The sequence below is a fragment of the Acidocella aminolytica 101 = DSM 11237 genome (genome assembly GCF_900129125.1).
GTDB lineage: Bacteria > Pseudomonadota > Alphaproteobacteria > Acetobacterales > Acetobacteraceae > Acidocella > Acidocella aminolytica.
Genome location: NZ_FQVJ01000101.1, coordinates 1 through 1,203, shown reverse-complemented (window position 1 = coordinate 1,203; position 1,203 = coordinate 1). Strand labels below are relative to the sequence as shown.

The 1,203-nt window shown below is 60.2% G+C and carries 1 pseudogene; it reads right to left on the bottom strand.

The annotated features are described in order from the left end of the window. Window positions 1-216: 216 nt before the first annotated feature. Window positions 217-1,115: pseudogene (locus tag BUB54_RS19785) on the bottom strand (IS701 family transposase); the annotation flags it as partial. Window positions 1,116-1,203: the final 88 nt, after the last annotated feature.

Genomic DNA, 1,203 nt, shown 5'->3' with positions numbered 1-1,203 from the left:
CAAAATAAATTCCGTCGCATGTGCCCTCCCGAATCGGGGACAGCGAATCATCAGACCAAGGAAATAGCAATAGAGTTATTGGGTTTTGACCCTAGCATTACAGTCGTGATTTTCGTTTCATGTGTGATTTTTGAGCGGCGGCCTGGTGAGCACGGCGCCAGAGCGACCAGGCAATGATGCATGCGGGCTCGATGCGCCTTTGCGCAAGCCGCTGTGCTATCCGGCGGATTTCCTGCGTCGACCAACGGATGAGATCGGGCGGCTTCTTGTTGTTGTCGGCTTGGTTTTTTTGGGCGGCGGTTTGTTTGCCTGGTGCCGGATAGCCGCCATCATCGCGAAGGCGAGCATGACGAGCGAGACATGGCGGTGCCAGCCATGCCAGGAGCGGGTTTCATTGTGGTCGAGACCGAACTCGTTTTTGGTGGTCTCGAAGCTGTCCTCGATCCCCTCCGGTCGTATTCCACCTGCTGCGCAGGCGGAACCTTGACGACCTCCGCCCAGCGATGGCCTTCGACCTTGACCAGCGTTTCGATCGAAGTCCCTGCCGGGCACCAGGTGGTGAAGTAGGCGAGATCGCCATCGGCGATGTTGCGCCGGATCAGCATGCCGCGGGTCCAGAGGCCCTGGTTGTCTTCGTTGTATTCATCGGCTTCAAGATCGGCGAGTTCGAGATAGCACCAGTCATGCAACCGCGGCCCCTTGGTTCCGGCTCCCGCGGACAGACGCTTCCAGTCGGACGGCTCAAGCGCCTCGGCAATGCCCTTGGCTGTAGTGGCGATGCGTCGGGGTTTGTCCCACGACCGGAAGACATGAGCCGCATCAACCCCAAGCACATACCCCTTGGCAGCCCGCCGCAAATCACGCTCGATATCGCCGACACCGTAGACGGTATCGGCCGCGACCCAACGGAACGGCACACCACTCGCGATGGCGCGCGCAATCATCCGAGCCGCAAGTTGCGGCTTGGTTGCAAAGCCGGTGTCGCTTGGCACATGTGCCGCCTTGCACCGGACCGGGTCGTCGGTCCAAGCCTTCGGCAAATAGAGTGCCCGATCGATAAAGGCATGGCCCTTGGACGAAACATAGGCCGCAAACACGCCGATCTGGCAGACCGTATGTTCGTTGTCTGAGAGGTGGCTCACCCGCAATATGCGATGAGCGAGGGTTGCGCCGGATGGGCCGACGCCGAGCCTCTCGCATAGG